Raw genomic sequence first — 24,558 nt, 5'->3', positions numbered from 1 at the left:
ATATGAATTTAGGCGATTAACATGCTTTCAGACGCTTTGAAAAAAACGATTCGGCAAACCCACAAACACATAGCCGACAACTTAGACGGTTATCGACCTCGTTCGAGTCAAAACTACCTAGTTGCTGAAGTTGCTAAAACACTCGCTGGTGAATATCATAAAACGCAAAGAATCTGCGTCATTGAAGCTGGTACAGGGACGGGAAAATCACTCGCTTATTGCTTAGGTGCATTGCCACTTGCGCTTGCCAAGAAAAAGACTTTGATCATTTCTACGGCTACAGTCGCGTTGCAAGAACAATTAATCGACAAAGAGTTGCCTTTTTTCAAAGAACACTCGGGCCTCGAGTTTAAGTTTGATCTTGTAAAAGGTCGACAACGATATGTATGTGTTCAAAAACTCAATGCAGCACTCAGTGAAGATACAGTGCAAATGTCTATAATGCCGACGCTCTCTTCCCCACTTTCAGACATGGAACAGCGATGTTTGCATGATCTTCAAAAGGCATATCAAAATAAACAGTGGCAAGGAGATAGAGATAGTTGGGCTGACACCATACCGGATAAAGTGTGGAACTTGATTGCGTGCGATAAACACGCCTGCCAGCGACAGATGAAATCTCACCATCTGTGTCCATTTCATCTTGCTCGGCAAAAAATGGCGCAAATGAATGTGTTAATAGTTAATCATGCATTATTACTTGCCGATTTGGAACTCGGAGGTGGAAAGATCTTACCTGAACCTGCTGAGTCATTTTACGTTATTGATGAAGCCCACCACTTACCACACATTACCCGAGACTTCTCTTCCGCTGCTGCAACAATTAAAGGCACAATTGACTGGCTAGATAAACTGCTTAAATTCAGTGGTAAAATGGCCAATGTTATCGTGTCCCAAAAAGCAATAGGACAAAATTTTAAACTCAATGATGCCGCAAATGATGCCAATAAAGATTTACGTTCAGTCCGAGATATCTTAGATAATGCAGACTTTACCTATAATGACGATGATACTTTTCGATTTGAGCATGGCGTCGTCCCCGAGTCGTTAACCAGTAAAGCCAAAGATATTAGTGATGCCACGTTAGATGCGCTTCGTTCGCTATCTAAAATGCACGATGCATTGACTGTAGATGTCAGTGATGGAGATGTTAAACCTTACTTAGCTGACCCTTTACTCGCTGAGAGCGGTCTTTATATAAATCGTTTAGAGCAGTTAAATAAACTTTGGTTTAGTTATGCAAGTAAAGGAGAGAGTGTCCCGCATGCACGCTGGATTAAACGGCTAGAATACAAACATCACCATGACCATTTACTGTGTGATTGCCCTATTGAAGTTGGATACTACTTAAAAGATAAACTTTGGCAAGAATGTGCCGGTGCCATACTTTGCTCCGCAACACTCAGTGCACTTGGTACATTTGATCACTTCGCAAAAGAAAGTGGGTTGCGTAACGAGCCTGGCGTAAAATATATTCGTGCTACATCTCCGTTTGATTATCCCAAACAGGCAACCCTTCATTTACCGGCAACAACCAAAGAACCTACTGACAAGGCATTTAGTGACTACTTGGCTGATATACTCCCTACTTACCTAGATAACACAAAAGCCAACCTTGTATTGTTTGCGTCTTACTGGCAGATGGAGCATGTCGTGAAACTTATGCGGGCTAATAATTGGCAAGTCCTTGTTCAAGGGGAGCAGTCAAGAGACAGTTTGTTGAAAACGCACCGACAAAGAATTGATACGGGCAAAGGCAGCATTTTATTTGGCACCCAAAGTTTATCCGAAGGACTCGACCTTCCTGGTAAGTATTTAGAAAATTTAGTTATAACTAAGATCCCATTCGCAGTACCGACCTCCCCAATTGAGGAGGCTCAAGCCGAATTTGTCCAAAGCAATGGCGGGAATCCATTCCTAACAATTACGGTTCCCGATGCAGCCAAGAAATTAGTGCAAAGCTGTGGTAGACTGCTTCGAAAAGAATCGGACTTTGGCCGTATCACAGTGCTCGATAGGCGTTTAGTCTCTAAGCGATATGGTAAAGCCATGTTAGATACTCTCCCACCATTTAAGAGACAAATTGATTAATCATGTTTGAACTTGCCCTTGACCCAATGACATGGGGGTTATTATGCCTGGTTGCCCTTGCCGCTGGGTTTATTGATGCTGTTGCTGGTGGCGGTGGAATGCTGACCGTTCCGGCATTACTTACTGCTGGGCTGCCGCCTCACTTAACGCTAGGAACTAATAAACTAGCTGCCAGTTTTGGCTCCATTACTGCAAGCGTAACCTATTATAAAAAACAATTATTTAACCCTCGATTTTGGGCTGCCTCTGTGCTTGCAACTGCCATTGGGTCAATACTTGGTACCCTGCTAGTTGATAAATTAAGTACTGACTTTTTAAATAAGTTATTACCCATTATCATCATCATAGTTGCCTGCTATAGTTTATTTGGTAAATTGAGCCCAACCGAAGCACACACGCTACCAGTAAAAAGTAATGTGTTAAAAATCAAGCAATGGCTTCAAGGTTTATCTTTAGGCTTTTTCGATGGCTTGGCAGGGCCCGGAGCCGGTACTTTTTGGACGGCTTCTAATAGCCTTCTTTATAAAATGAGTTTATTGCTAAATTGTGGCTTAGCCCGTTCAATGAACTTCGTATCTAATTTTATTTCGCTCATTACATTTGTTGCACTTGGACACGTCAACTTTATACTCGGTGTCACTATGGGAATGTTTCTTATGCTTGGCGCATGGATAGGCGCGCACTCAGCGATTAAGTTTGGCAGCAAACTGATAAAGCCACTTTTCAATACCATTGTGATAATCCTTGCAGCTAAGCTCATTGTTGAAGCCTATTTATCATGAACACAGCATTACAGAAATTACATAACCAAATTGAGCATTTAGCGATACAAGCTCAGCAATTCGATAATGCCAAATGGTTTGCAAAGAATCGCTATATTCAATCACAGCCAAGCTTATTTGACCGCACTGTATTTACCACAAAAAGCCTACAACTAATCGACTATGTCAATGAAATAAAATCGGTGGTTGAACACCTTCCCCCCGCAGAAAAAAGGCACGTTTATGCTTTTGCACTGCGTAAAGTAGCCACACAAATTGAAGCGATATTAAAGGTATTAAAGTCCACATCGGTATGGGCTAAAGAAAATAAAATCTCCTATCCAAAGAAAAAGAAAGTTTACCGTAGTGCAGTAAAAAAAATAGTACAAAGCTCTCATGATTTGTATCAAGAGCTCTCTCAAAACCATGAATTCGAACGCAGACTTATGGAAATGATTGAATTGCGTAAAGTCCAGTTAAATAATGCAACAAGCGCGCAATCAAGCGCACTGAACCAAGAGATTTTGACATTGCACGGCAGGCTTGGGCGATGTCGAAAAGCAATTTCAGCGACCGAAGAAAAAATCCAGTTTGCAGAAAAACAACAAAACCGCTAAATTCATCAAATCAGTTCCCCATCTCTGCTCTACACTTTGTTACCTAGGTTTTTATTGTCTAGGTCGATAAGCACCTTATTTTAGTATAAACTTATCTATATCAATTACAGTAGGAAAACATAATGAAACTACATGACGACGTGCATAATTATTATGAAAAAATTATGCTAGACCTGCTGATTGAACGAGGTCTGAGTACACAGTATAGCGATGAAGTGATGGCTGACTTTTGTTGTACAATTCTAAATCAACTCCCTGCGCGTTATATACGCTACGATGTTGACATGGCATTTTATTTACCTCAGCATGAACGAATTCAAATGGAAAAGCGTGTCAATATCGCTATCGATGTTGCTATGAGCCAAGTCGCCAAAAAAAGAGCAACGCCAGAATGAGCAGCCCACTAGAATCAGCCCCCTCACATATAAAACTTGCCATCGATTTAATTATGTTGTTAGAGCAACATGATTTACCTGAAACTGAAGTACTTGCTGCACTTGAACTGGTAAAAGCTGATTACCAGAACAAACTAAAAAATACTTCAACAAAGTAGTGGTTGGCAATAATTTAGATTTTATCTTGTTGTAATAAAGCGCGATTATAGTCGTCATTTTACGAGTATATAAAATGACAACATTACTAAAACCACATACCTTAACGAATACGTTTTTTTTATTTCCGTTAGCCTTTCTTATGAGCCCAATCTCAATTGCAAACGACTTCGTAGCTCTAGCAGAGGCTCTTCCTGAAGACTATGTTATCAATAATACCGAGCCCGTTTTTGATTTTGACACTGACGGTTGCTTACCTAGCTCTGGAATAAGTCAGGAAGGGATTAAAAATACTGGCCTAAAAACCTCTCAAGGACTCGGCACAAACTGCCGAGCGCTATCATTTCTTAACACGTCAAATACCTTTCATCGATACGCTTGTCATGAAACTGTCAACGGGAAGTTTTGCGGCCACTTTTACGCCCTGTACTTCAAAAAAGACCAAATTTTTCCGTTTTTCGGTGGTGGCCATCGCCATGATTGGGAATATGCGGCTATATGGACACATGACTCTGTTGTAACGCATGGTAGCTATAGTGCACATGGCAAACTCGTTACAAAAATAGCAAATGAATTACCTTTTGAAAACGGCCACCTAAAAATCGTCTATCATAAAGACGGAATACTCACCCATGCATTGCGTTTTGCGAAAAACACCGAGTATGCAGAAAATGAATATAACCGATTTGTTACACCCCCTATTGTAAGCTGGTATGAAATACAAAGCGATGGCCTCGATAATACAGCCTTTAGGGAAAGATTAAATCGTTTTGACTATGGCTCAGCAACGCTGCCCATTAAAGATAGTCGCTTTCTAACTAACTTAAATAAGTTTAAACCCGCACACTATCCCGATTTTGCGCAATCAGACTTAAATTAAACTTCAAAGAGGGGGCTCCATCTCCTCTATCGAGTACTGCCTCACTTTATATTGAGCAAAAAATCGGCTGTCTAATTCTGAGTTACCTGGGCATATAAAATAAGCAACATCATCTCTGACGGGACTAGGTTTTATATGGGTACCATCCTCCCAATACAGTACTGCATGCTTAATGAACCCTGAGAAATACGAATGATCCCACTCATAATGACTGTAACCATGGTGCGCCGATAAATAAGCAGAATAGTGATGATCCTGCTTCCCTTCCTCTTTTGCACTGTTCTTATAAGTAGCAAACGCTTTTGCATCTTGCTCAGCAGTTTTGTCATCAACAAAATAAGCCACGTCTCTCCTAGGCGGCATAGCTTGAGGTAACCCAAACTTTTCAGTGACAGATGAACACTCAACAACTAACCATGAAACAAAATGTGCGCCTATTTGATGATCCCACTTTAATGCAATAAACATAACTATTCCTTTATTAGTACTTTAACGTCAGTTAAGCCTAAGGGTACAAGGTAATGTCGAACTAGAAAATACCTTCTCTTACTCCTCTTTATGTTTTAAAAAGAGGACCACTAGATTTCGAGTTACCAAACATTTTATAGTCATCAGATTACATTTGATTACCTGCGTTACTTTAAATGCTTTAATTACAATAAAAGCACAGCATATAAGACGATTAAATTGTTACAAAGCGTAACGTATGTGGGCTAGAGCAACTATAAATTACGATGGATAACGTATTCTCTGCTACTTGCTTATTTTCACACTAGCAAGCCGCCTTGTTTTGTTTAATACTTCCCCTGTCGTCGAGAAATGGAAATGGCTATGAACTTAACACGCAGTTCGCTAAAAAACCCAGCGAGTGTATTAGTGATACTGGTACTAATTATACTATTCGGTACTATCAGTATTTTTAAACTCCCTCTACAACTCACTCCTGAGATTGTGCAACCTCAAATCTCTATCTTTTCTGGCTGGCGACAAGCAGCACCCGAAGAGATTGAGTCCATGATCATAGAGCCAATTGAAAACGCAGTGAAGAACACCCCGGGAGCATTAGAAGTTAATACACAAATCAATCAAGGTAATGGCACAATTACTCTGACCTTTGCTGTCGATGCCAATATGCAACAAGCAATGCTAGACGTACTAACGAGTCTCAATCAGGTACCTCCACTCCCATTAGATGCGATTGACCCAGTTGTAACAGCTGGTGGCGGTGGTGGACCAGGCTCTGGAGGGCCAACAGCAGCAAGTTTACTCGTGGTCCCCCTAAATTATGACTCTGAAACACTCGATATGGCGCAATACCAAAAGCAAATTGAAGATTTTATTGAGCCAAGATTAGCGCGAATTCCAGGCATATCACATGTAAACATGGCCAGTGAACGCGCTCGTGAGCTACGAGTGACATTTGATCCATATAAAGCCGCTTCTCTAGGGATTGATTTAGCCTCTATTCGACGCACTATTTCAACATCCACAGATACCTCAGGCGGCATCGCCGATGTTGGGAGACGGCAATATACAGTACGGTTTACAGGTAAATACAATGTCGATACGCTTAGCCAGATGCGCGTTGGCTATTCAGATGACCGAGCAATTTACCTAAAAGACATTGCGACTGTTGAAGATACCGTTACAGACAGACGTTCAATGACATTAAGAAATGGAAAACCAGCTTATTACATTACTGTTTCAAGAAATAATGACGCAAACACAGTGGCTGTACTTGATGAAATCAACCAAGCAATAAGTGAATTGAACAGCGGAGTATTAAAAGAAGCAGGCCTAGCTATTGAGCTTAGTTTTGATTCTTCAGTACATATACGTAACGCCTTAGCACTGGTCAAAAGCAATCTAGGGTTAGGGGTTTTGCTTGCTTGCGGGATATTGTGGCTCTTTTTTAGGGGTATAAAAACCACGCTTATAATCGCTGCAACTATCCCAGTGTCATTAATGGTTGCCTTCTTCACCCTTCACCTTTTCGAACGTAGCCTCAATGTGATCTCACTTGCAGGCTTAGCTTTCGCTGTGGGGTTAGTGCTTGACGCTGCAATTATTGTCCAAGAAAACATCTCTCGTCTATCGAGTGACAGTAAACACCAAAAGAAATCTGCTCTGATTGGTGCTACACAAGTCGCTGGTGCTTTATTTGCCTCAACAGCGACAAGCGTAGCTATTTTTTTACCCATCATGTTTATGGCTGGTATCGAAGGCCAGCTTTTCTCAGATCTTGCCCTAACACTGTCAATTGCGGTCATTACATCATTGGTCTGTGCATTGACTCTGATCCCAATTGCGAATCACTTTTGGCCAGATAAAACGCCAACCGCCGATCCATATAAGAAATATTGGCACAATTTAACCGCCTTTATTACAACAATAACTAATACTAAAACAAAGCAAATTGCTTGGGTGGCTGGATTACTAGGTGGTTCAATGTTCATTACTTTCACTTTACTGCCACAAACAGATTTCATGCCACGCGCACCAACCGATGGCTTCTTTTATTCTTTGAATACACCGCCTGGTGGCAATATCGGCTTTATGGAAGAAGAGTTAGCAAAACGGGTCAAGCAACGTATTAAGCCTTACCATGATGGCGAAAAACGCCCAAAAATAAAGGATTACAACTTTTACATTTTTGGAGCCAATGCCGGTGGATTCATCTATTCCGATGACCCCAAACGTGTTGAAGAGTTAATGGAAGTTGCCAAAAAAGAGATATTTCATGATCTGCCTGATACCCAAGTATTTCTATTTCGAGGTTCAATGATCAGTGTCTCCAATGGCGGTGATGGCCGAGCTATCAATATAGATTTGACTGGCCCTAATATGGATGAACTCATAGCGGGTGCAAGAGTCACTTTGGAAACCGTAAAAGAGGCATTTCCAAATGCAACAGCGCAACCTCAACCAAGCCTTGATATGGCAGAGCCTGAGCTTAGGCTACACCCCAATGATCGTAGAATAACGCAAGCTGGACTTACTCGAAATGATGTCGCTCAAGCTGTGCAGGCATTTACGGGGGGACTATTCATTAATGAATACTTCAACGGGAATGAGCGTATGAACGTTATTTTGAGAGCTCATCCATGGTCAACCCCCGAGGAACTGAAAGCACTCCCAATCGTAACTCCTTCCTCAGGAATACAAACTTTAGGTGAGTTAGCAGTTATAGAGCGTACTGTCGGCCCGAGTCAACTGCGAAGAGTTAACGGTAAGCGTACCGTGTCAGTTGTTGTTACTCCTCCAGAAAATATGAGTTTGCAAGAAGCCCAAAGTATTTTAGCTGAGAAGGTTATGCCTACAGTCAGAGCAAATATTCCAAAAAATACCAGTGTCATATTGGCTGGCAATGCACAGAAGATGAACTCAGCTATCGAAGAGATGACTCTCAACTTTATGTTGGCACTATTCATCCTCTTTTTACTAATGACTGCATTGTTTAAATCTGCAAAAGACAGCTTATTGGTACTTTTGGTGATGCCTCTTGCGATTGCAGGTGGTGTGCTTGCGTTATATATACTGAACTTATTTACTTTCCAGTCCCTAGACCTACTCACGATGATAGGCTTTATTATCTTGCTCGGGTTAGTCGTCAACAACGCCATTTTGCTTGTAGACCAAACCCGTACTGCAGAACAGCAAGGCATAGTACGTAAAGACGCAGTTCGACAAGCTATATTACTCAGAGCCAGACCGGTCTATTTAAGTACATTGACCAGCTTATTTGGCATGCTGCCTTTGATGCTGGTGCCTGGTGTCGGATCTGAAATTTATCGAGGTCTCGCCACTGTTATTGTCGGAGGAATGGCTATTAGTGCCTTATTCACCTTGATATTAATGCCCAGTTTATTATTACTTGGCCAGCAAAAGAAACCAAAAGAAACACACATTATTAAAGACAAAGCTTCAATTGTTAATCTCGTTGCGAATCAATAAAGGGACGCGTTATGTACCAAAAAGTAGTGTTAAAACTGACATGTTTTAGTAAGTTCGTCCTCTTAGCCGCAGGAATGATGTGCAATGGCGTTTATGCTGCCGTTCCTGTCGCAGTCGAAAGTATTAAACAGGCGCCATTAACCAGTCAACTTGCACTTCATGGCACTTTGCATGGCAAACAAGATGTTAAATTAACGGCCGGTATTGATGGTCTACTTACACATGTAATTGAACCAGGAGCAACTGTTCAAAAAGGCGAAGTGCTCGTCAGAATGGATACGCTCCCATTGGAGTTTGAACAAGCTAGACAGCAAGAAATGTTGACCCGAGCGAAAATCAACTTGCGATTCCATAAACAAGAACTCAGCCGCCTCAAAAAGCTCGCTCAGTCTAGTAGTGCAGCTGCAAGCCAAGTTGATTTAGTTCAAAATAAACATGATTTAGCTCAGTCAGATATTGCACTTGCGAACATTGCATTAAAAGTCATTGCAGATAAATTACATCGAGCGACATTGGTTGCGCCATTTTCTGGCGTGATCAGCGCCCGCTATATGCGTTCTGGAAAAGATATTAATCGTGCCGATGAGTTACTTCAACTAACAGATATTACCAATTTAGAAATTAGAATGTACATCCCTGTTAAGTACCTTAGCTATATAAAGAAAGGCGAATCACTGCCTTTTACAGCAGGTAACTTAGATAACCCACAGGCCAGTACGGCTATCATTACCAGTATAATTCCAACAACCGATCCTCGTTCACAGTCATTTGAAGTGCGCGCAACGCTCACACGAAACACAGCACAACTGTGGGCTGTCGGCCAGCTAGTCGACGTTTCAGTCCCTCTCAAAACTAACAGTACAACTTGGTTAATCAATAGAGATGCCCTTATTTTACGCAAAGAAGGCGTACACATAGTTAAAATTGATGATAAAAACACCGCGCATAAAATTCCAGTGACTGTTGGTAAAGGGCAAGGCACGCTTGTAGCCATCACGCCTATCAGCCAAGGTTCATTATCCATCGGTGATAATGTAGCCGTTCGAGGTGCTGAGCGATTAAAAACGGGTCAAGAAGTTGAAGTACAAATGGTGCCAAGCGCATAGCACTCACTATTCCACAATTAAAGTTACTAGCCCAATGAGTAAGGTTTACTTAGGTATACCTTACTCATTTTTTTTCTAAGTTCCATCATATCAACCATCAACATTATAAGAGCAACTTCTCGCGCTTCCCCACACTCACTTCAATAGTCATTTTTCTTGTAATGCACCTACCTAATCAAAATGCTTTCCTTTTGAGTGTGCGCTTTCCTTATGTATAAATAACCTCAGCTCTGGATAAGCGAATTTGCCCAATAAAGCTCTTTTTCTCACTCTCGGCGTTGCTTTCATTTGTAATAGCCCGCTATTACTGCATAAAAGCGCCTTGATATTGAACAAAATATCATCATTGGATTGGACGTAAGTTTGTTTTCAAAATATTTCCTACTCCAAAACCCTTATCCAAACCTGAGGTTAAATAACACCTAAATCAAAAAGATCTAAAATAAAAACATTAATATACATATATTTAAAAAATTTTAATCTCTAAAAAATGTAAATTTAATGTAATTTAATTCGCAACCCATAACAAACATAACTACAACTGAAAACCCGAAAACAATATTGACCACAAGGTATTTAGTCATGCGCAGAAAAATGATGTTTATTAGCTCTCTATGCTTAGCGCCTCTCTCTCACGTACTGGGTGTTGAGCAATCATATTCACACGTAATGTTCGACGACTTTAATTACGCCAATTTTACCCAAGCGAAAGAAAATGGTTGGATGGTTAGAACCGAAAAAGGCCACCCTGGTGTTAAAGGTGCGACATGGTGGGAAGAAGGTGTCACCTTCCATCCACACCCATTGGATCATACTAACTTTATAATGAGGCTAACCTCAAAAACAGACGGTACATCCGTAAATACCCGTCAAACTCAGGTTTGTCACAAGCGAAAATATCGAGAAGGTACCTATGCTGCCCGAGTATACTTTAACGACATACCACAATATGGGCCAGATGGAGATGGCATAGTAGAGACCTTTTATGCAATTAGTCCACTCGTAGCGCCTATGGATAAAAACTACAGTGAAATGGACTTTGAATATTTAGCTAATGGGGGCTGGGGAGAAGGGAACCATGCTTTATTTGCAACGTCATGGGAAACATTTCAACTGACACCATGGACAAAAGTAAACCAGCATGACGCAAGTATACGCAGTCTGCAAGGTTGGAACACACTCGTGCTACATGTGGCAGATAATACATTACGCTACTACATAAATGGTCGGTTATTCGCCACTCACGGACCTGAAGTATTTCCTGAGGTACCTATGTCTATTAATTTCAATTTGTGGTTTATTCAAGAGCAACTGGTACAAAATCCAGTTATGCGTCAATACTACCAAGACGTGGATTGGGTCTACTTTGCAAAAGACACCCTACTAACAACACATCAAATAACACAGCAAATATCTTCATTTAGAAACAATCGTATTGAACAATATGACAGTGTGCCTGAGTGGTCTCCTAAGCAAAAAGACTACTGTAGCCTATAGTGCGTATAATCACCTGATTAGTTAACACTATATACTGAAGCATGGTTGAACCATGCTTCAACACGGCTGATCAGCAGCGGGCTATCACTTTGCTGCGCGACCTCTTTGGCCTTATTTGCATACCGCAATGCCTTTACTTTATTTAACTGGCTACGCGCAATATCTGCTTTGGCTAAATAAACCCAAACCAAGTTCGCTTGAGCATGACTTTTCTGCGCAATAAGTAGCGCTTCCTCTAAATAGTGCTCACTTTCCTCAACTTCTAATTGTTCAGAAGCTACCTTAGCTAACTCAATGAGTGCAGCGGTTTGTCCATAGCTACTATTAAATTCACGATGATAAGCCAATGCTAAGGTCAGCAGTCTAATCGCCTGTGTATATCGGCCTTGTAAGCGTTTTATTTTCCCAAGTTCTTCATACGAATAGGCAATAAATAGTTTATCTTGCTGTTGTTCTGCCAATTTCTTTGCTTGAGCAATGTGCTCTGAGGCCTCTCTTAATTCATTTGTTCGACTGTCTGATGTCGGCCAGTTAATTTTCAAATAACCGATCAGTAAGTGAGCCCTGATCAATTCTCTATTTTGCTGTTTACTTGCCAGTACAATATTTTCTTCCAATAGTGTGATTGCTTCGCTTTGACGTGCGGTATTTGCATAACTAGCAGCAAGATATCGCCTTGCGGCTAACAACTCATGATTGCTTTGTAATGCACTTGCAAATAGTGCACTTGCTTGCTCAAACTGATTTTGTAAATATAACTCTACGCCCCTCGCGAAGGCTTCATTACTAAACACATTTTTATTAAGTTGAAAGTTGCTCGGCTGATAGGAATCAAAGCGCTTTGCGATTAACTCAACTAATAGTTCAAATCCTCGGTTAACCGTTCTAGCGTTAACCACACCTCGTTCAGCATTATACTCAGAATAGATAAAGTAATGTAATTGATAATCTTCAGGAAACCCTGTTAAACGTGTTTTCACCAATAAGTCAGCTTCTAATTTAGCACGCAAAGGATAAACATTCGCACCATCGAATCGCTGCCGTTGATTAACATCTAACCGCTCTAAAGCATATAAAATATGGCCGCTGTCAATAACATCGAGTTCACTCGACTGAGATAACCGCTGGCTTAAGTATTCCAGACCTTGCACTGACACCCAATTATGCTCTGTATCTTGCATCGCATTATCAACAGGCAAAAATGCAATACTCAACCTCTTTGAAGAGAGAGTATTTACCAACGTCAATACCAGCAAACTAACGACACATATCGCGCTTACCCATATCATCTTTTTTTTATCTTGATTGTTTTTATTCTTTACCGAGGATACTTCTAAATCAGCAATCCATTGATAGCCATTGCGAGGGAAGGTTTTTATGGTGTCGCTTCCAAATAAATCTCGAAGTTCTTTGATAGATTGCGCCAGTACTTGCTCTTGCACAATGACATCATGCCAAATATCCTCTAGCAACTCCTGCTTGGTAACAATGCGTTCTCGGTTTGCAATTAACTTCACTAATACTTGTAATGTCTTACTACGAATCGTTGAGTACTCAACACCATCAATCACAACTCCCTTCACTAAATCTACGTATAAGCCATTAATGTTGTACTGCATGACACCATATTTCAATTGAAAAGCATAAGCAGAGTATTACAAAAAAGAGCTTAAACAGGAACTGATATCGTACTTAAACGGGCGGTTACGAACGCACACAACCAAAAAAGTATGGGAATATTTTTTGGTTGTGTCGCCACACAAAGTTACTTCTTTATCCACTGACCATTTACTTTAATAAAGTGACCTGAGGCTGTTTTTGCAACTGCTTTCTGGCCAGCTAAAGTCTCTACTTGCGATAAACTTAAATTGTTTTTCTTTGCCAGTTGTGCATATTTACTTTTTCTTTTTGCATTAACTGACTTAATTAAAGCCTGTGCTTGTGGGTTGCTTGTTACCAACGCCAAATATCCACTTTCCGTTTCTCCGACTAAGCCTTGCGACTTGGCGTTAGTCAGCGTGAGTGCAAATGCAGAAAAAGTCATGCTAAATGCAATAGCTACCAATGCTAATTTAATTATTTTCATTTCATTCTCCTTTAGAATAATTCGCTGTCATCACTAAACAAATCGTCCAACTCTTTATCTACTTTTACGCGTATCTCATGGTCAACTTTGACATTCAAATTGATCGTTATCGGCTCTTTCGTTTCAACTTGCACTTTATGAGTGCATGCCGACAACAGTAAAATACTCAATATGGGTATCATCCATTTCATTTAACTTACTCCTATTTAGTGAGGGCCTGTTCAACACGTTGAGTTATTTCATCACTTAACCGTAGCGCTTTAAACAGGGTAAAAATATTCTCTGTATGGGTATAATTAAAATTAACAGGTTGAGCTTGCTCTTCATTTTCACCCACAATCTTTACTCCTAATGTCAACCACCCGTCTGCGGTGAGATTTACGTCGCTGGTCAATGTATTGACCGTTAAGTTATCAAGTAACCCTATGACGGTGGTTAAACTTGGTTGTTGAGCTTTCAGGGCGTTCACCGATGCATTGTCTTCAACGACCAATTGTCCCGTGTCTACATTATAGAGTGTGCCATTTTCAATGCTAATGGCATTACCATTAATAAAGATCGGTAGCTTGCCCGATACTCTACCAGATAGCGCTATTCCCGCATCACGTCCTGCTTCAGCAAGCATACCCAAGTCAAGATCAAGCAACGACAGCGCTAATACTTGCTGTTCAGCAAAAACGTGTAACTGGGGTAAATACACCTGTCCGTTAAAGACGTTAGCGCGTAGCTTTGCAATCGTTGCTTGCTGTCCATCAACCCAATAATCAGCCGTAATATTTGATAACACTGCGCCTGTTCGTATTTGCTCAATGTTCAGTTTAGAATTTTCAATCTTAATATCTCCTGAACTCAGGCTTCCCGAAAAAGTGGTATCAACACCATCAATAAAGTGACTATCATATAGCACCGAAACATCTTTTAGTTGTCCCCGAAAATCAGCCTCTTGCAATGCTAAATCGCCGTCTATTTTACCATTCAAAGTACCTTGGGTTACCTGTAATTGAGGCATAACTTGTGTCAGCAGAGGCTGTAAGTTTACAACCGGCTGCGGTGCTATTGTCAGGGTGAAAGGATGACCTTGAGGGGTTAACTGATGCTCTAGTAGTAACTCTTGCTCTGCATAGCTTATAATATGCTCTAGAGATAAGCTTCGATTAAAATCTCCTTGGCTCGCAATATCAATGCCCCCAGTTTTCATCGAGGGCGTTTTTATCGCATCGATGGCTGTCTGTAAACGAAATTTTGCGTGGCTTTCGCTAGTATCAAGCTTGGCATTAACAAAAAGCTGCTGTTCGACCCCTTTTATTTGTAGATCAGCGTGCTGTATTTTTCCTACGGACGACTCTGAACGCAATACCACATTTTGCAACTTATCAAGTGCCACATTAGCCTTGGCAGATATATCAAATAACACCAACTGTTCAAAATTAACCGAGTCAGTGTTTAGTTCAATATTGGCATCTATTTCTGTAACATTTCCCCTATGCACGTCAAATTCAATAGCCGCTCTTACGTCATTGAATTGTGCACTTTCATATCTGAGCATCTGGGTCTGTACAACCCCTTTGCCCGACACGTCAAAGTTGGCACTAGCTGTAATATTTCCATTGACTGAAAACTCGATATCGCTTGCTCCAGCATGAAAATTTACTCCATTAACATCCAATTCCGGCGTTTGAAACGCCAAGTTATTCTGTGAAGTAAACTGATGCTCATCTACTCCGACTTGTGCGCGATGTATAAATGTACCTAACGTGTTCGAACTATGTGCCCAATGCCAGTCAAAAGTAAGCTGCGCTTTATTAATATCAAACTCCATATCAGTCATTGCGACCTCATCCGTTAGATTATTATTGGCCGTTATTTTTGAAATGACTATCGTATCTGTTGTTCCTCTTGCTATTTTTGGAATTGAGATGTCCCATGGATGCGCTAATAGAGGCTTAACATAGTTCACATATGTTTCTGGTAAACTATCTATACACGTTGTACCAACCGCTTCAGTCTGTAATTTACTTAAATCAAGATCGGCTGATGCTGTGGCAATATCAAAATCAAGAAAAAGCTGGCCGAATACAGTAGCCCCTACCTCGCACTGTGCCTGTGTAAAAGCGCTTTCTACATTTATATCCGCTGTTGCCTGTACAGATAACCCGGTATAGATAACAGAGGTCTGTCCTTTTAGGTGTTTGATTTGTTTTGGTGTATTTCGATAAATCAATGGGCTATCGAGGTGCAATCTGACAGTTACAGCGTCTGCATTTATTGCCACCTCCCCTTTTAGGTCGCTCTCTAACCTAAACACATTCAATTGATGTTCATAGAGACCCATAGATATTGGCTTTGACAAATATTCAGTCGCAATTGTGAGCTCGTTGATACTTATTCTTGGCCGCTGTGCAATGAGTGGTATCTGCAGTGGGGTTGCAGTAACATTTTGTGATGTTGCACCCTGACTTTTTTTGTATTGAACATCTAGCTTTCCAATCAGAGCTATCTCTCGAGAGACGATGGCATTAAATATAGTTACTATATACTCATCATTTTTTATACATAACTTTTCAACTTTTAACTCGCTCAAACTATTCATTGACCAAGACAAACACGTAACCGAAAAAGATGCAGGTAACCCATAAGCGTTTACAGCATAACGTACTAAAAAGTTTTTATACCAAAATAAACTGAAAAGCATAATTAAACTTGGTACAGTCCATACGTGCCAGCGTTTTAATTGCATATAACCCAAAAATTCCTGTGTTTTACCACTATTCCTTGGCTATCTTACGTTAATTTAGCGCTGAAGTATCCGCCATTGTGTAAGAAGTTGTAGACTGTTGAGCTATTGGGTTTTGAACTGTGCAATGCATCAGTAAGCCAATGTCCACACAAAAAAATGCCAGCTCAAAGTATAAAAGCTGGCATAACATTACTTAATATTGTGAGTTGAAACTTGGCCAACCTGACCAAGTTATCGTTTGACGAGTAACTAATTACTTTCAATCAATTTGCTTTTTCTGATTGCTATCTTCTGAGGTTTTAACGCTTCAGGAACCTCTCTTTCTAAATCAATTACAAGCAAACCGTTATCTAATTGAGCTGCGATCACTTTAACATGATCTCCTAATTGGAACTTCCGCTCAAAATTACGCTCGGCAATGCCTTGATGAATAAATTTACGCTCGGCTTGGCTCACTTTATCAGCCTTAACACCAGCTACTTTTAAGGTATTGTTTTCAGACTCAATATTAAGCTCCTGCTCTGAGAAGCCTGCTACTGCCATCGTAATTTGATATTTATCTTGATCAAGCGCCTCAATATTATAAGGCGGAAAGCTCGGCTGCTTATCGGTACGTGCAGCGGCATCCATTAAAGATGCTAAATGATCAAAACCAATGAATGAACGGTATAGTGGAGATAAATCTACGGTACGCATAATGCTATCCTCTAAATAAGCGATAAACGTTACTTTTCTTCTTAAAGAACCAAAAATAACGTAATAAAAATATAAAAAACATTAAATTAATATGAAGGTCCTACATGAGCCACCTTCATAATCCTATCTATGGTCGGCAAATGCTTTTTCAAGGCCCCACTTCAATTTTTTATATTGCGCTATTTGAGCCAATGAAGAATCGTGCGAGCACTCCTCTGTAAATTTTTTCTACCTGTTTCAAATCAGCAATTGGCACATGCTCATTAGTTTGATGAATTGTATGATTTCGAACCCCACACTCAACGACTTGGGTAAAGTCGCTGGAAAAAAACCGCCCATCCGATGTTCCACCAGCAGTGCTTAATGCCGGGTACTGTGCAGTCACACTCGCTACCGCGCTTTCTACCATTGATAAAAAACACCCTTGCCCTTTATTACCCGTGTAATAAGGCTCGCATGGTCGTTCCCACGTCACAGAAATATTCGCATTCCACTTACTAAGAGCTGATAGCACGAGCGATTGTATCTGTTTACTATCATAAGCATGGCTATATCTAATATTAAATGTAACCTCACATTCACTCGGCACGAGGTTATCAATAATATTTGGTACTGATATGCCTGTTACTTGCAAATGGGTTTTTGAACCGGCAGCATCTTTCCACCATGTTAAGTTCGCCAATGCAGATACAATATCACCTGCAATATGTGCTGCATTCACCGTATTTTCAGGGTAAGCCACATGGCCTGCGATCCCCGACACCAGCACTCGTGCTGATAATGCACCTCTGCGCCCATTCTTAATCGTATCACCAACGTGCTTATCCGAAGTCGGCTCCCCCACCAAACATCCATTTAATTGAACATTCTGTTGTTGTAAATGCGCCGCAATATATTTTGAACCATGCTCAGCTTCCCCTTCCTCATCAGACGTTATGAGCCAATAAAAGGTACCAATAGCATGTTCATGATGCTGACATAACCTCTCTGTCGCACAGAGCATAGCGGCAATTCCACCTTTCATATCTGCCGCACCGCGTCCATATACACTGTCATTCACAACTTCACCTTGAAACGGATCGACAATCCACCCTACGCTCTTCGCAGGCACCACATCAACATGCCCTGAAAAAGCCATAACAGGCCCAGCCCCAAAACATCGCTTTGCTATCAAGTTTTTAACGCCATGCTGCGATGTTAAAGCATCAATTTCAAACCCAAGCAATTGCAACTCATTGGCAAGCCAGTCAATAGTGCCTGCATCGTTAGGTGTAATTGACGGAGCCTGTATCAGTGTTTGCAACCTTGTAACAAGCATATCCAGTGCCGAGCTTTTTAAAACGGTTTGCTGAGCCATGACAATACTCAAAATAGCGAAAAGACCCTACCTATTACAGCGCCTAATTATTGCACTTTAATGGCGTAATTATGTCGCTTTTAGGTCACTTACAGAGGTAATGCAAAAAATCAATGTAGGCCATCGACGCTTAATTATTTGCAAAACTTAATCCAAATCAAACTTTCAGAAATTTCTGAAAGAACACAATTTAAAATTTGATCTAGAACAATTTTATAAAAAAATAACGCTATAACATGGGACCAACAAAGCAAATTACCTTGCAGAGGTTCAGGAGATGAAAATGAAAAAATTTAGCGCAGTACTACTATCAACATGCTTGGTTGCAACCCCATTTGCTCAAGCTAAACTAAGCGTGAATGTAGGTGCTATTAATGTAAACCCTACCAGTACAGCTTCTGCAATTGACCAAAACAAAGCGCTTGGTTTAGTTGCAGACTCAGATACACAACTGGGTATTACGTTTGACTATCAATATTCAGACAATATCGTATTTGAACTCATTGCAGCCACCCCCTTTTCACATACGGTAAATGGCGCGGGTGGATTACAAGGTGCCGAAATCGCGAAAGTAAAGCAACTTCCTCCGACTTTGTTAGCCCAGTACCACTTTTTGGATGCCGGTGCGAAGTTTAGACCATTCATTGGGGTTGGCGTTAACTACACAGTCTTTTTTGATGAAGAGCCAACAGCCGCATTAAAAGCAACATTGGGAACAAATGATGTAAAAGTCGATTTAGATAACTCTCTCGGTTTTGCCGTACAAGCGGGCTTCAATTACCTACTCAATGATAAGTGGGGCATCCACGCAATGCTATCAAAAATGGATATCGACACTGACGCTACCGTGTACGCTGATGGTAAAAAAGCGCTCACGTCAGATGTTGAGATTGACCCCGTTGTCGCCATGCTTGGCATTAAGTATAAGTTCTAGAATCGTTTCAACCAGTACTTTTCTCAATCATCAAGGCCATGTTTAATGGCCTTTTATTTTGCTAAATTGCTGCTTTTCTTCGCCTCTAGCATCGCTTTCCAATGCATAATTTCTACAGGCATTTCTGGTGTATCTCCTTTGTAGCCCGCTACCTCTAACATTTCTTCTATCGGAACAATACCATGCTTATGACGAAAAACGCCTCGCACAAATGCAATTGCATGTAGCCCGCGCTCCGAATGAAATTTTTGTTCTATATAAAAGTATTTATGGTCCCAGCTTACTAGTTTTGTGGTGACGGTAAATTTTTGAAATGGCTTAATATCTCGTATATAAGTTATCGCTGTAGCATTAACAATAGGAAACCAGCGACGTTTCATTACTTCACTGAATAGCCCCATTTTCTCTGTCATCCAAGTTCGGGCTAAATCCATAAAAGCAAGATATCGTGAATTGGTGAGGTGTAAGTTGATATCACAATCACTTGGCATCACTTTAAAATCAATATCAACGGGATCTAATAAAGGCTGAGTTAATTTATTATTCTTGATTTTTAAGAGAAGTAATAATAGTCGAAAATACAGATTCATAAGATGGTCTTACCAGTTTTCATGGCACTTCATTCTATCATAGCCGCTTACACTCACAAGTATTACTTGATCCGAATGAAACACTAAACTAGGCTTAATACAGTGTTATAACGATTTGATCATAGGGGAAAACATGCGTAAATTTAAGATCTTACTGTCGGCTGCGTTATTTGCTTTTTCACCTTTCAGCTATGCAGATTTTGATTTTAAAGGACCTGGTGAACTGCGCTTTTCTGGCGGTGCATCAAAGGGATTTTATTTTGGCTTTGGTTGGGAAAGCGATATTAAAAAATTTCGTATTGGCCCAAAACGTTACAATATGTCTGAAATCCCAGAGTCATATTCCATCGCAATTACACTCAGTAAAGATGAAAGTAATGTGTGGATCCAAGAATTTTACAAAGGCTTTATCGATGAATTCAGCTGGACATTAGGTAAAAACAAATTGTCGCTGCGTAAAGGAGACTTTAGCAGTGATGTTAAAGGCAGTTATGTACTTACACTCAATGGTATTGACTACTTTTTTGTGCGGAATAACATTAGTATCGATGTAATTTTTGAAGATAATGGCATCAAGTATATCAAGCTAGAAGGTGTTATTAAGAATATGGGGACTAAATAACACCTGATTTGAAAGTGTGTAGGCTGTTACCTACACCTTCACTGTTTTTCTGTTAATGCCATATTCTCTTAGTTTATTCGCAACCGCCGTATGGCTCAGGCCTAACCTTTTCGCTAGTTGTCGAGAACTCGGATATGCGGGATAAAGCTTACGTAGTAACGTTGCTTCAAAGCGTTTTACTGCCTGCTCTAACGACCCTTCAAAGTCTGATTCAAGATACCCTAAATCATGAGTGAAGGTCGGTAGTTGCATATGCTCGACACGCAATTGCTTATCATCGAGTAACGACACAGCTCGATAGATAGAGTTTTCTAGTTGGCGTATATTTCCAGGCCAAGGGTACTGTTCTAGAAACTCGAGGCAATCACTGTCTAGCAAAGGAGCAACTTGGCCATTCTGCTGTGCGTACTTTTGAATAAAGTGCTCCGCTAGCGGGCCAACATCTGCCTTTCTGTCTCGTAACGGCGCGATCTCCAAAGTCAGTACATTGATTCGATAGTACAGGTCTTCTCGAAAACTCCCCTCTTGTACCATCGCTGGCAAATCTTTTTGTGTAGCCGCTACAATCCTAACATTGACTTTAACTTCGTTTTCATCCCCGACTTTTCTAAATGTACCGTCTTGCAAAAAGCGTAGTAACTTGGTCTGTAATTGGCGAGACATTTCCCCCACCTCATCCAAAAATACAGTGCCGCCATCAGCTTGTTCAAGTACACCTCGTTTCGGAGCAGCATTATCTTCATATCCGGCATAACCGAATAGCTCAGACTCAGCAACATCATCAGGCAACGAAGCACAAGAAAGTGCTATAAACGGCTTGAGCGATCGATTTGACGCATAGTGACATGCTCTTGCTAGTAGCTCTTTACCTGTCCCTGTTTCACCCGTAATTAATATTGGCGCTTCCAGCTGCGCCATTTTTCGCGCTTCGCGTACAACCCGTCGCATCGCGGTACTATGATTATGGATAGTCGCAAAACTTTCTTGTCCGTATCGCCTAAACGCACTCACTTGCTGCCCTAATCGGCTTTGTGACTTAATATTAATTACCGCACCAGCTAACACATCCCCTTCTGGACCTTGAGGCACTGCGATCGGTAATATGTCAGCAATATAATCTTCACCACCAACCTCGACTCGCGTTGTTTGGCCTAATACTTCTTTCCCTTCTAGCCATCGAGTAAAATTAAACCCTTTCAATAAATTATTGATGTTTTCACCAATAATATCTGAATCTGGGAGGTTAATATCTTTACTCGCCGCATCATTACAATGCCTCACCCAGCCTTTCGCATCAATTGAAATGACTCCATCAGGCAATGCACTGAGCAAAGTGTTTAACTCATTATGTTCACGTTCCGATGGTAAAAACGCCGTCGTTCTCACGTCTTCGACCCCATCAATAAGGCGAATCTCAGGCATAATCTTTTGAAACTGTTCAAATTCAATCGGTGGAAAGCTAACGTACATTCTGCAATTAACAGAATCCACTTCAATACCTTTCAAATCAACTTGGTAATTGACTAATATATTGAGTATTTCCTGAGCAATACCGATACGGTCTGCACAATGAATTTCAAGACGCATTCGTTCCTCAAAAAGGGGTGTTATCAATTTAGCGCGATCATACTCTAAGAATAGTCACTGGACTAGAAAAATGTAAACTATTTTGCACAATAAGGTCTATACTCTTAATTAACATTCAAATTGTACAGCTATCACCACACAGTCATTCATTTCATCTGAATAAATATTTAAACAGTCTGTTGTTATGACAATAATTAAATTACAATACTAAAGGATGGATTTATGTATTAATAATGTTTTATTTTTAGGTCCAAGGCTATATGCATAGAAAAAAAGTATGGTTTTCAATTAGAGATGTATTAATTGCGCTGTGTACTACACTCTTACTTTTAGGTTGCTCCGTAGAAGATGCTTACGAGGCACCAGAAACAGAACAGCAGCAACAAGAACAACAACAACAAAACCAACAAAGTGACAAAACCGCAAATATGTCACTAAAAGTACTTAATCACTCAGGGCAACCTCTTGCTAATGCACTCGTCACTTTTGCAGGTAAGGTGTTAAATACCAACAATGTAGGCCAAGCAGAAGTTACAAATATAAAACTCGGAAACTATACCCTTGTTGTAAATAAACTTGGGTATGCGCCACATATTTCTAATATGCGTTTATTATCAACCACATCAACAACCATTAATTTAATCGCGCAAACATCACAGCAGGCTACACTGTTATTTGGTGGTGATACTATGTTCGGCCGCAGGTTCATGGACCCCAGCTTAGTGACCATGACCAACAATGTGCCTAATGTTGCACAAGCACTCATTCAAAATGAAACTGCTGCAACCAGTGCCACAAACATTACTAAATTTATCAAACCTTTGTTTGCAACTGCAGATTTTAGCTCAATAAACTTAGAATCGCCTGTATTATCAAACCCAAGCAGTGTCCACCCCACCAAAGAGTTTTCGTTTTTCTCTCTCCCTGATACATTAAATAGTTTAAAAGATATAGGCGTTGATTATGTTGCACTGGGTAATAATCATGTGTACGACTATTTAGAGCCTGGCCTAATAGATACGTTAAAATACGTGAATGATGCGGGTTTTCTCCATAGTGGTGCAGGCATGAATGCGACTCAAGCTTACCGCCCACTTACAACACGAGTGAATGGCATTAATTTAGGCTTGGTATCTGCGACATCAATTACCGGTAACGCCAATCCTATAAACTATATCGCACAAGAAAATAAGGGAGGGGCAGCCGATTTAACCAACGATTTAGAGTTAAACAATGCGCTCACTGATGTCGCATCAAATCATGACTTTGCAATAGTACAAATGCATGGTGGCGATGAGTACTCTTTCTCTCCGACACAGTACATAACTAACCGCTTCGAATTCGCAGCTCGACGCTCTATTGATTTGGCTATTGCACACCACCCTCACGTTGCCCAAGGCTTCGCTGTTTATGACTCGACACCCGCGATTTTAGGTTTAGGCAACTTAATATTCGACCAAAACCGCTTGGAGACTTTGTTAGGTGTGGCTGTATCTGTAACCATTGATAATGATGCTGAACACAAAATACAGCGCGCTAAAGCATATCCAATTTATATTGAAGACTACCAACCTCGGTTAGTAAATGGCTTTTTGAGTGATTATTTATCACGACGGCTCGCGGAGTTTTCAGACGATAACGTGACTGTTATTCCTAAATCAGGCTATGCCTTAGTCACTTTTCAAGGCCTGAATACTCCACCGATAACAACCACAAAAACAATCACCATATCGGCTGGAACACAAATTGTAGATTTAAGAGCTTTCGCGCCAAGCAATGCATTTTTAGCGCAAATTACTGCTGACAAAAATAACAGTGCTCAATTCACACTCGGCAGAGATTTGATGATATTCGGTGACTTTGAAGACTGGGATAACGATGATGAGTTTGGTGAAATATCTCGCTGGGAACACAGTGATGAAGATGCAATACCTTGTATAACAGGTGTATATAGACATCGCCAAGGTATGTGCCTTACAAGAACACAATTCGACAATACCCCTTTGCGGTTACCATTTAGACAAACAATTCGCACTATGCCTATCACCCCAGCGGAAAGTGTTTCCGATGCATACCACGAATTTACACTTTTTGGCTATGCTAAAGGTGACAATGCAGGCGACTTCAATGCTGAATTAACTGTAACGACAGCTGAAGATGGGTTCGAATTTTCATTCAATAGAGTCCCTCTTATGACTGCATCAAGTTATGATTGGACACCGTTCGTCCATCATTTTGAACTCCCTGATGATAGTCAAGTTATGGGTCCTGAAAACCTGCCCGCTAGAGGTGTTAATTTAGCATTAACGCACGCTCCTCCCTCTGACGGTAATGCAACTCTACAATTAGATGAAATTGCGTTGATTTCATGGCAAAGGCCCTTACAATTTAACGAATCTCAATGGCAAACTAGTAAAATGCATGGCCTTGATTTTCTTAGAGTCAATACTGATGAGGCACTCACATTAACACTTTCTTTTCGCAGTTTTTAG

21 protein-coding genes are annotated in these 24,558 nt (G+C 40.6%); 12 read left to right on the top strand and 9 right to left on the bottom strand.

The genetic code is table 11. The annotated features are described in order from the left end of the window. Positions 1 to 21 precede the first annotated feature (21 nt). From dinG to J8L98_RS04600, 6 genes are all read left to right on the top strand, one after another. Complete coding sequence (dinG, locus tag J8L98_RS04625) at positions 22 to 2,091, top strand: ATP-dependent DNA helicase DinG (protein ID WP_210995501.1); 2,070 nt, start codon at positions 22 to 24, stop codon at positions 2,089 to 2,091. Positions 2,092 to 2,093: 2 nt separating this feature from the next. Continuing rightward, positions 2,094 to 2,873, top strand: a complete 780-nt coding sequence (locus tag J8L98_RS04620) for a TSUP family transporter (RefSeq protein WP_192508294.1) — start codon at positions 2,094 to 2,096, stop codon at positions 2,871 to 2,873. Continuing rightward, a complete protein-coding gene (locus tag J8L98_RS04615) occupies positions 2,867 to 3,469 on the top strand; it encodes a primosomal replication protein (protein ID WP_210995587.1) in 603 nt (200 codons plus the stop codon). Before J8L98_RS04620 ends, J8L98_RS04615 begins: the two co-directional genes overlap by 7 nt. Positions 3,470 to 3,591: 122 nt before the next feature. Beyond that, entirely contained in the window at positions 3,592 to 3,864 is a 273-nt protein-coding gene (locus J8L98_RS04610; protein WP_210995500.1) for a late competence development ComFB family protein, read from the top strand. Continuing rightward, the gene (locus tag J8L98_RS04605) at positions 3,861 to 4,022 is read left to right on the top strand and encodes a DUF2496 domain-containing protein (protein WP_210995499.1); all 162 of its coding nucleotides are present in this window, start codon (positions 3,861 to 3,863) and stop codon (positions 4,020 to 4,022) included. The genes J8L98_RS04610 and J8L98_RS04605 overlap by 4 nt, the downstream gene beginning before the upstream one ends. A gap of 140 nt (positions 4,023 to 4,162) precedes the next feature. Next, positions 4,163 to 4,900, top strand: a complete 738-nt coding sequence (locus J8L98_RS04600) for an NPP1 family protein (RefSeq protein WP_211056973.1) — start codon at positions 4,163 to 4,165, stop codon at positions 4,898 to 4,900. Between the two features lie 3 nt (positions 4,901 to 4,903). On the opposite strand, the gene J8L98_RS04595 is transcribed toward J8L98_RS04600, so the two are convergent. Further along, positions 4,904 to 5,368 (bottom strand): hypothetical protein, encoded by a 465-nt coding sequence (locus tag J8L98_RS04595; RefSeq protein ID WP_210995497.1) that lies wholly within the window; start codon positions 5,366 to 5,368, stop codon positions 4,904 to 4,906. Between the two features lie 363 nt (positions 5,369 to 5,731). Between J8L98_RS04595 and J8L98_RS04590 the strand changes: the two genes are divergently transcribed. The 3 genes from J8L98_RS04590 (at position 5,732) to J8L98_RS04580 (ending at position 11,457) form a co-directional block, all read left to right on the top strand. Next, positions 5,732 to 8,854 (top strand): efflux RND transporter permease subunit, encoded by a 3,123-nt coding sequence (locus tag J8L98_RS04590; RefSeq protein ID WP_210995496.1) that lies wholly within the window; start codon positions 5,732 to 5,734, stop codon positions 8,852 to 8,854. An 11-nt stretch (positions 8,855 to 8,865) separates the two neighbouring features. Next, positions 8,866 to 9,960, top strand: coding sequence for an efflux RND transporter periplasmic adaptor subunit (locus J8L98_RS04585; protein ID WP_210995495.1), 1,095 nt, complete (start codon positions 8,866 to 8,868; stop codon positions 9,958 to 9,960). A gap of 582 nt (positions 9,961 to 10,542) precedes the next feature. Next, the gene (locus tag J8L98_RS04580; protein WP_247682431.1) at positions 10,543 to 11,457 is read left to right on the top strand and encodes a glycoside hydrolase family 16 protein; all 915 of its coding nucleotides are present in this window, start codon (positions 10,543 to 10,545) and stop codon (positions 11,455 to 11,457) included. A gap of 17 nt (positions 11,458 to 11,474) precedes the next feature. Here J8L98_RS04580 and J8L98_RS04575 read toward each other — a convergent pair whose 3' ends face one another. The 6 genes from J8L98_RS04575 to dapE all read right to left on the bottom strand — a co-directional run bounded on the left by J8L98_RS04575 (position 11,475) and on the right by dapE (position 18,333). Further along, positions 11,475 to 13,076, bottom strand: coding sequence for a winged helix-turn-helix domain-containing protein (locus J8L98_RS04575; protein ID WP_210995494.1), 1,602 nt, complete (start codon positions 13,074 to 13,076; stop codon positions 11,475 to 11,477). A 146-nt stretch (positions 13,077 to 13,222) separates the two neighbouring features. After that, positions 13,223 to 13,543 carry a YdbL family protein gene (locus J8L98_RS04570; protein WP_210995493.1) on the bottom strand — a complete coding sequence of 107 codons (321 nt, stop codon included), beginning with the start codon at positions 13,541 to 13,543 and terminating at the stop codon, positions 13,223 to 13,225. Between the two features lie 11 nt (positions 13,544 to 13,554). Next, the gene (locus J8L98_RS04565; protein WP_210995492.1) at positions 13,555 to 13,734 is read right to left on the bottom strand and encodes a YnbE family lipoprotein; all 180 of its coding nucleotides are present in this window, start codon (positions 13,732 to 13,734) and stop codon (positions 13,555 to 13,557) included. 11 nt (positions 13,735 to 13,745) lie between these two features. After that, positions 13,746 to 16,280 (bottom strand): YdbH domain-containing protein, encoded by a 2,535-nt coding sequence (locus J8L98_RS04560; RefSeq protein WP_210995491.1) that lies wholly within the window; start codon positions 16,278 to 16,280, stop codon positions 13,746 to 13,748. Between the two features lie 249 nt (positions 16,281 to 16,529). After that, positions 16,530 to 16,976 carry an Hsp20 family protein gene (locus J8L98_RS04555; protein ID WP_192508305.1) on the bottom strand — a complete coding sequence of 149 codons (447 nt, stop codon included), beginning with the start codon at positions 16,974 to 16,976 and terminating at the stop codon, positions 16,530 to 16,532. Positions 16,977 to 17,145: 169 nt separating this feature from the next. Continuing rightward, positions 17,146 to 18,333 carry a succinyl-diaminopimelate desuccinylase gene (dapE, locus tag J8L98_RS04550; RefSeq protein ID WP_210995490.1) on the bottom strand — a complete coding sequence of 396 codons (1,188 nt, stop codon included), beginning with the start codon at positions 18,331 to 18,333 and terminating at the stop codon, positions 17,146 to 17,148. A 283-nt stretch (positions 18,334 to 18,616) separates the two neighbouring features. Between dapE and J8L98_RS04545 the strand changes: the two genes are divergently transcribed. Then, positions 18,617 to 19,267 (top strand): OmpW family outer membrane protein, encoded by a 651-nt coding sequence (locus tag J8L98_RS04545; RefSeq protein ID WP_210995489.1) that lies wholly within the window; start codon positions 18,617 to 18,619, stop codon positions 19,265 to 19,267. A 53-nt stretch (positions 19,268 to 19,320) separates the two neighbouring features. Here the strand turns inward: J8L98_RS04545 and J8L98_RS04540 are convergent, their stop codons facing one another. Further along, entirely contained in the window at positions 19,321 to 19,857 is a 537-nt protein-coding gene (locus tag J8L98_RS04540; protein WP_210995488.1) for a thioesterase family protein, read from the bottom strand. Positions 19,858 to 19,990: 133 nt separating this feature from the next. On the opposite strand from J8L98_RS04540, the gene J8L98_RS04535 reads away from it, so the two are divergent. Beyond that, a complete protein-coding gene (locus J8L98_RS04535) occupies positions 19,991 to 20,479 on the top strand; it encodes a hypothetical protein (RefSeq protein ID WP_210995487.1) in 489 nt (162 codons plus the stop codon). Positions 20,480 to 20,509: 30 nt separating this feature from the next. On the opposite strand, the gene tyrR is transcribed toward J8L98_RS04535, so the two are convergent. Next, positions 20,510 to 22,066, bottom strand: coding sequence for a transcriptional regulator TyrR (gene tyrR / locus J8L98_RS04530; protein WP_192508310.1), 1,557 nt, complete (start codon positions 22,064 to 22,066; stop codon positions 20,510 to 20,512). A 260-nt stretch (positions 22,067 to 22,326) separates the two neighbouring features. On the opposite strand from tyrR, the gene J8L98_RS04525 reads away from it, so the two are divergent. Then, a complete protein-coding gene (locus tag J8L98_RS04525) occupies positions 22,327 to 24,558 on the top strand; it encodes a CapA family protein (RefSeq protein ID WP_210995486.1) in 2,232 nt (743 codons plus the stop codon).

Source organism: Pseudoalteromonas sp. MMG013 (genome assembly GCF_018100885.1).
Taxonomy (GTDB): Bacteria; Pseudomonadota; Gammaproteobacteria; order Enterobacterales; family Alteromonadaceae; genus Pseudoalteromonas; species Pseudoalteromonas aurantia.
The sequence above is the reverse complement of the archived record's forward strand: the minus strand, read 5'-3'. Positions and strand labels throughout refer to the sequence as shown.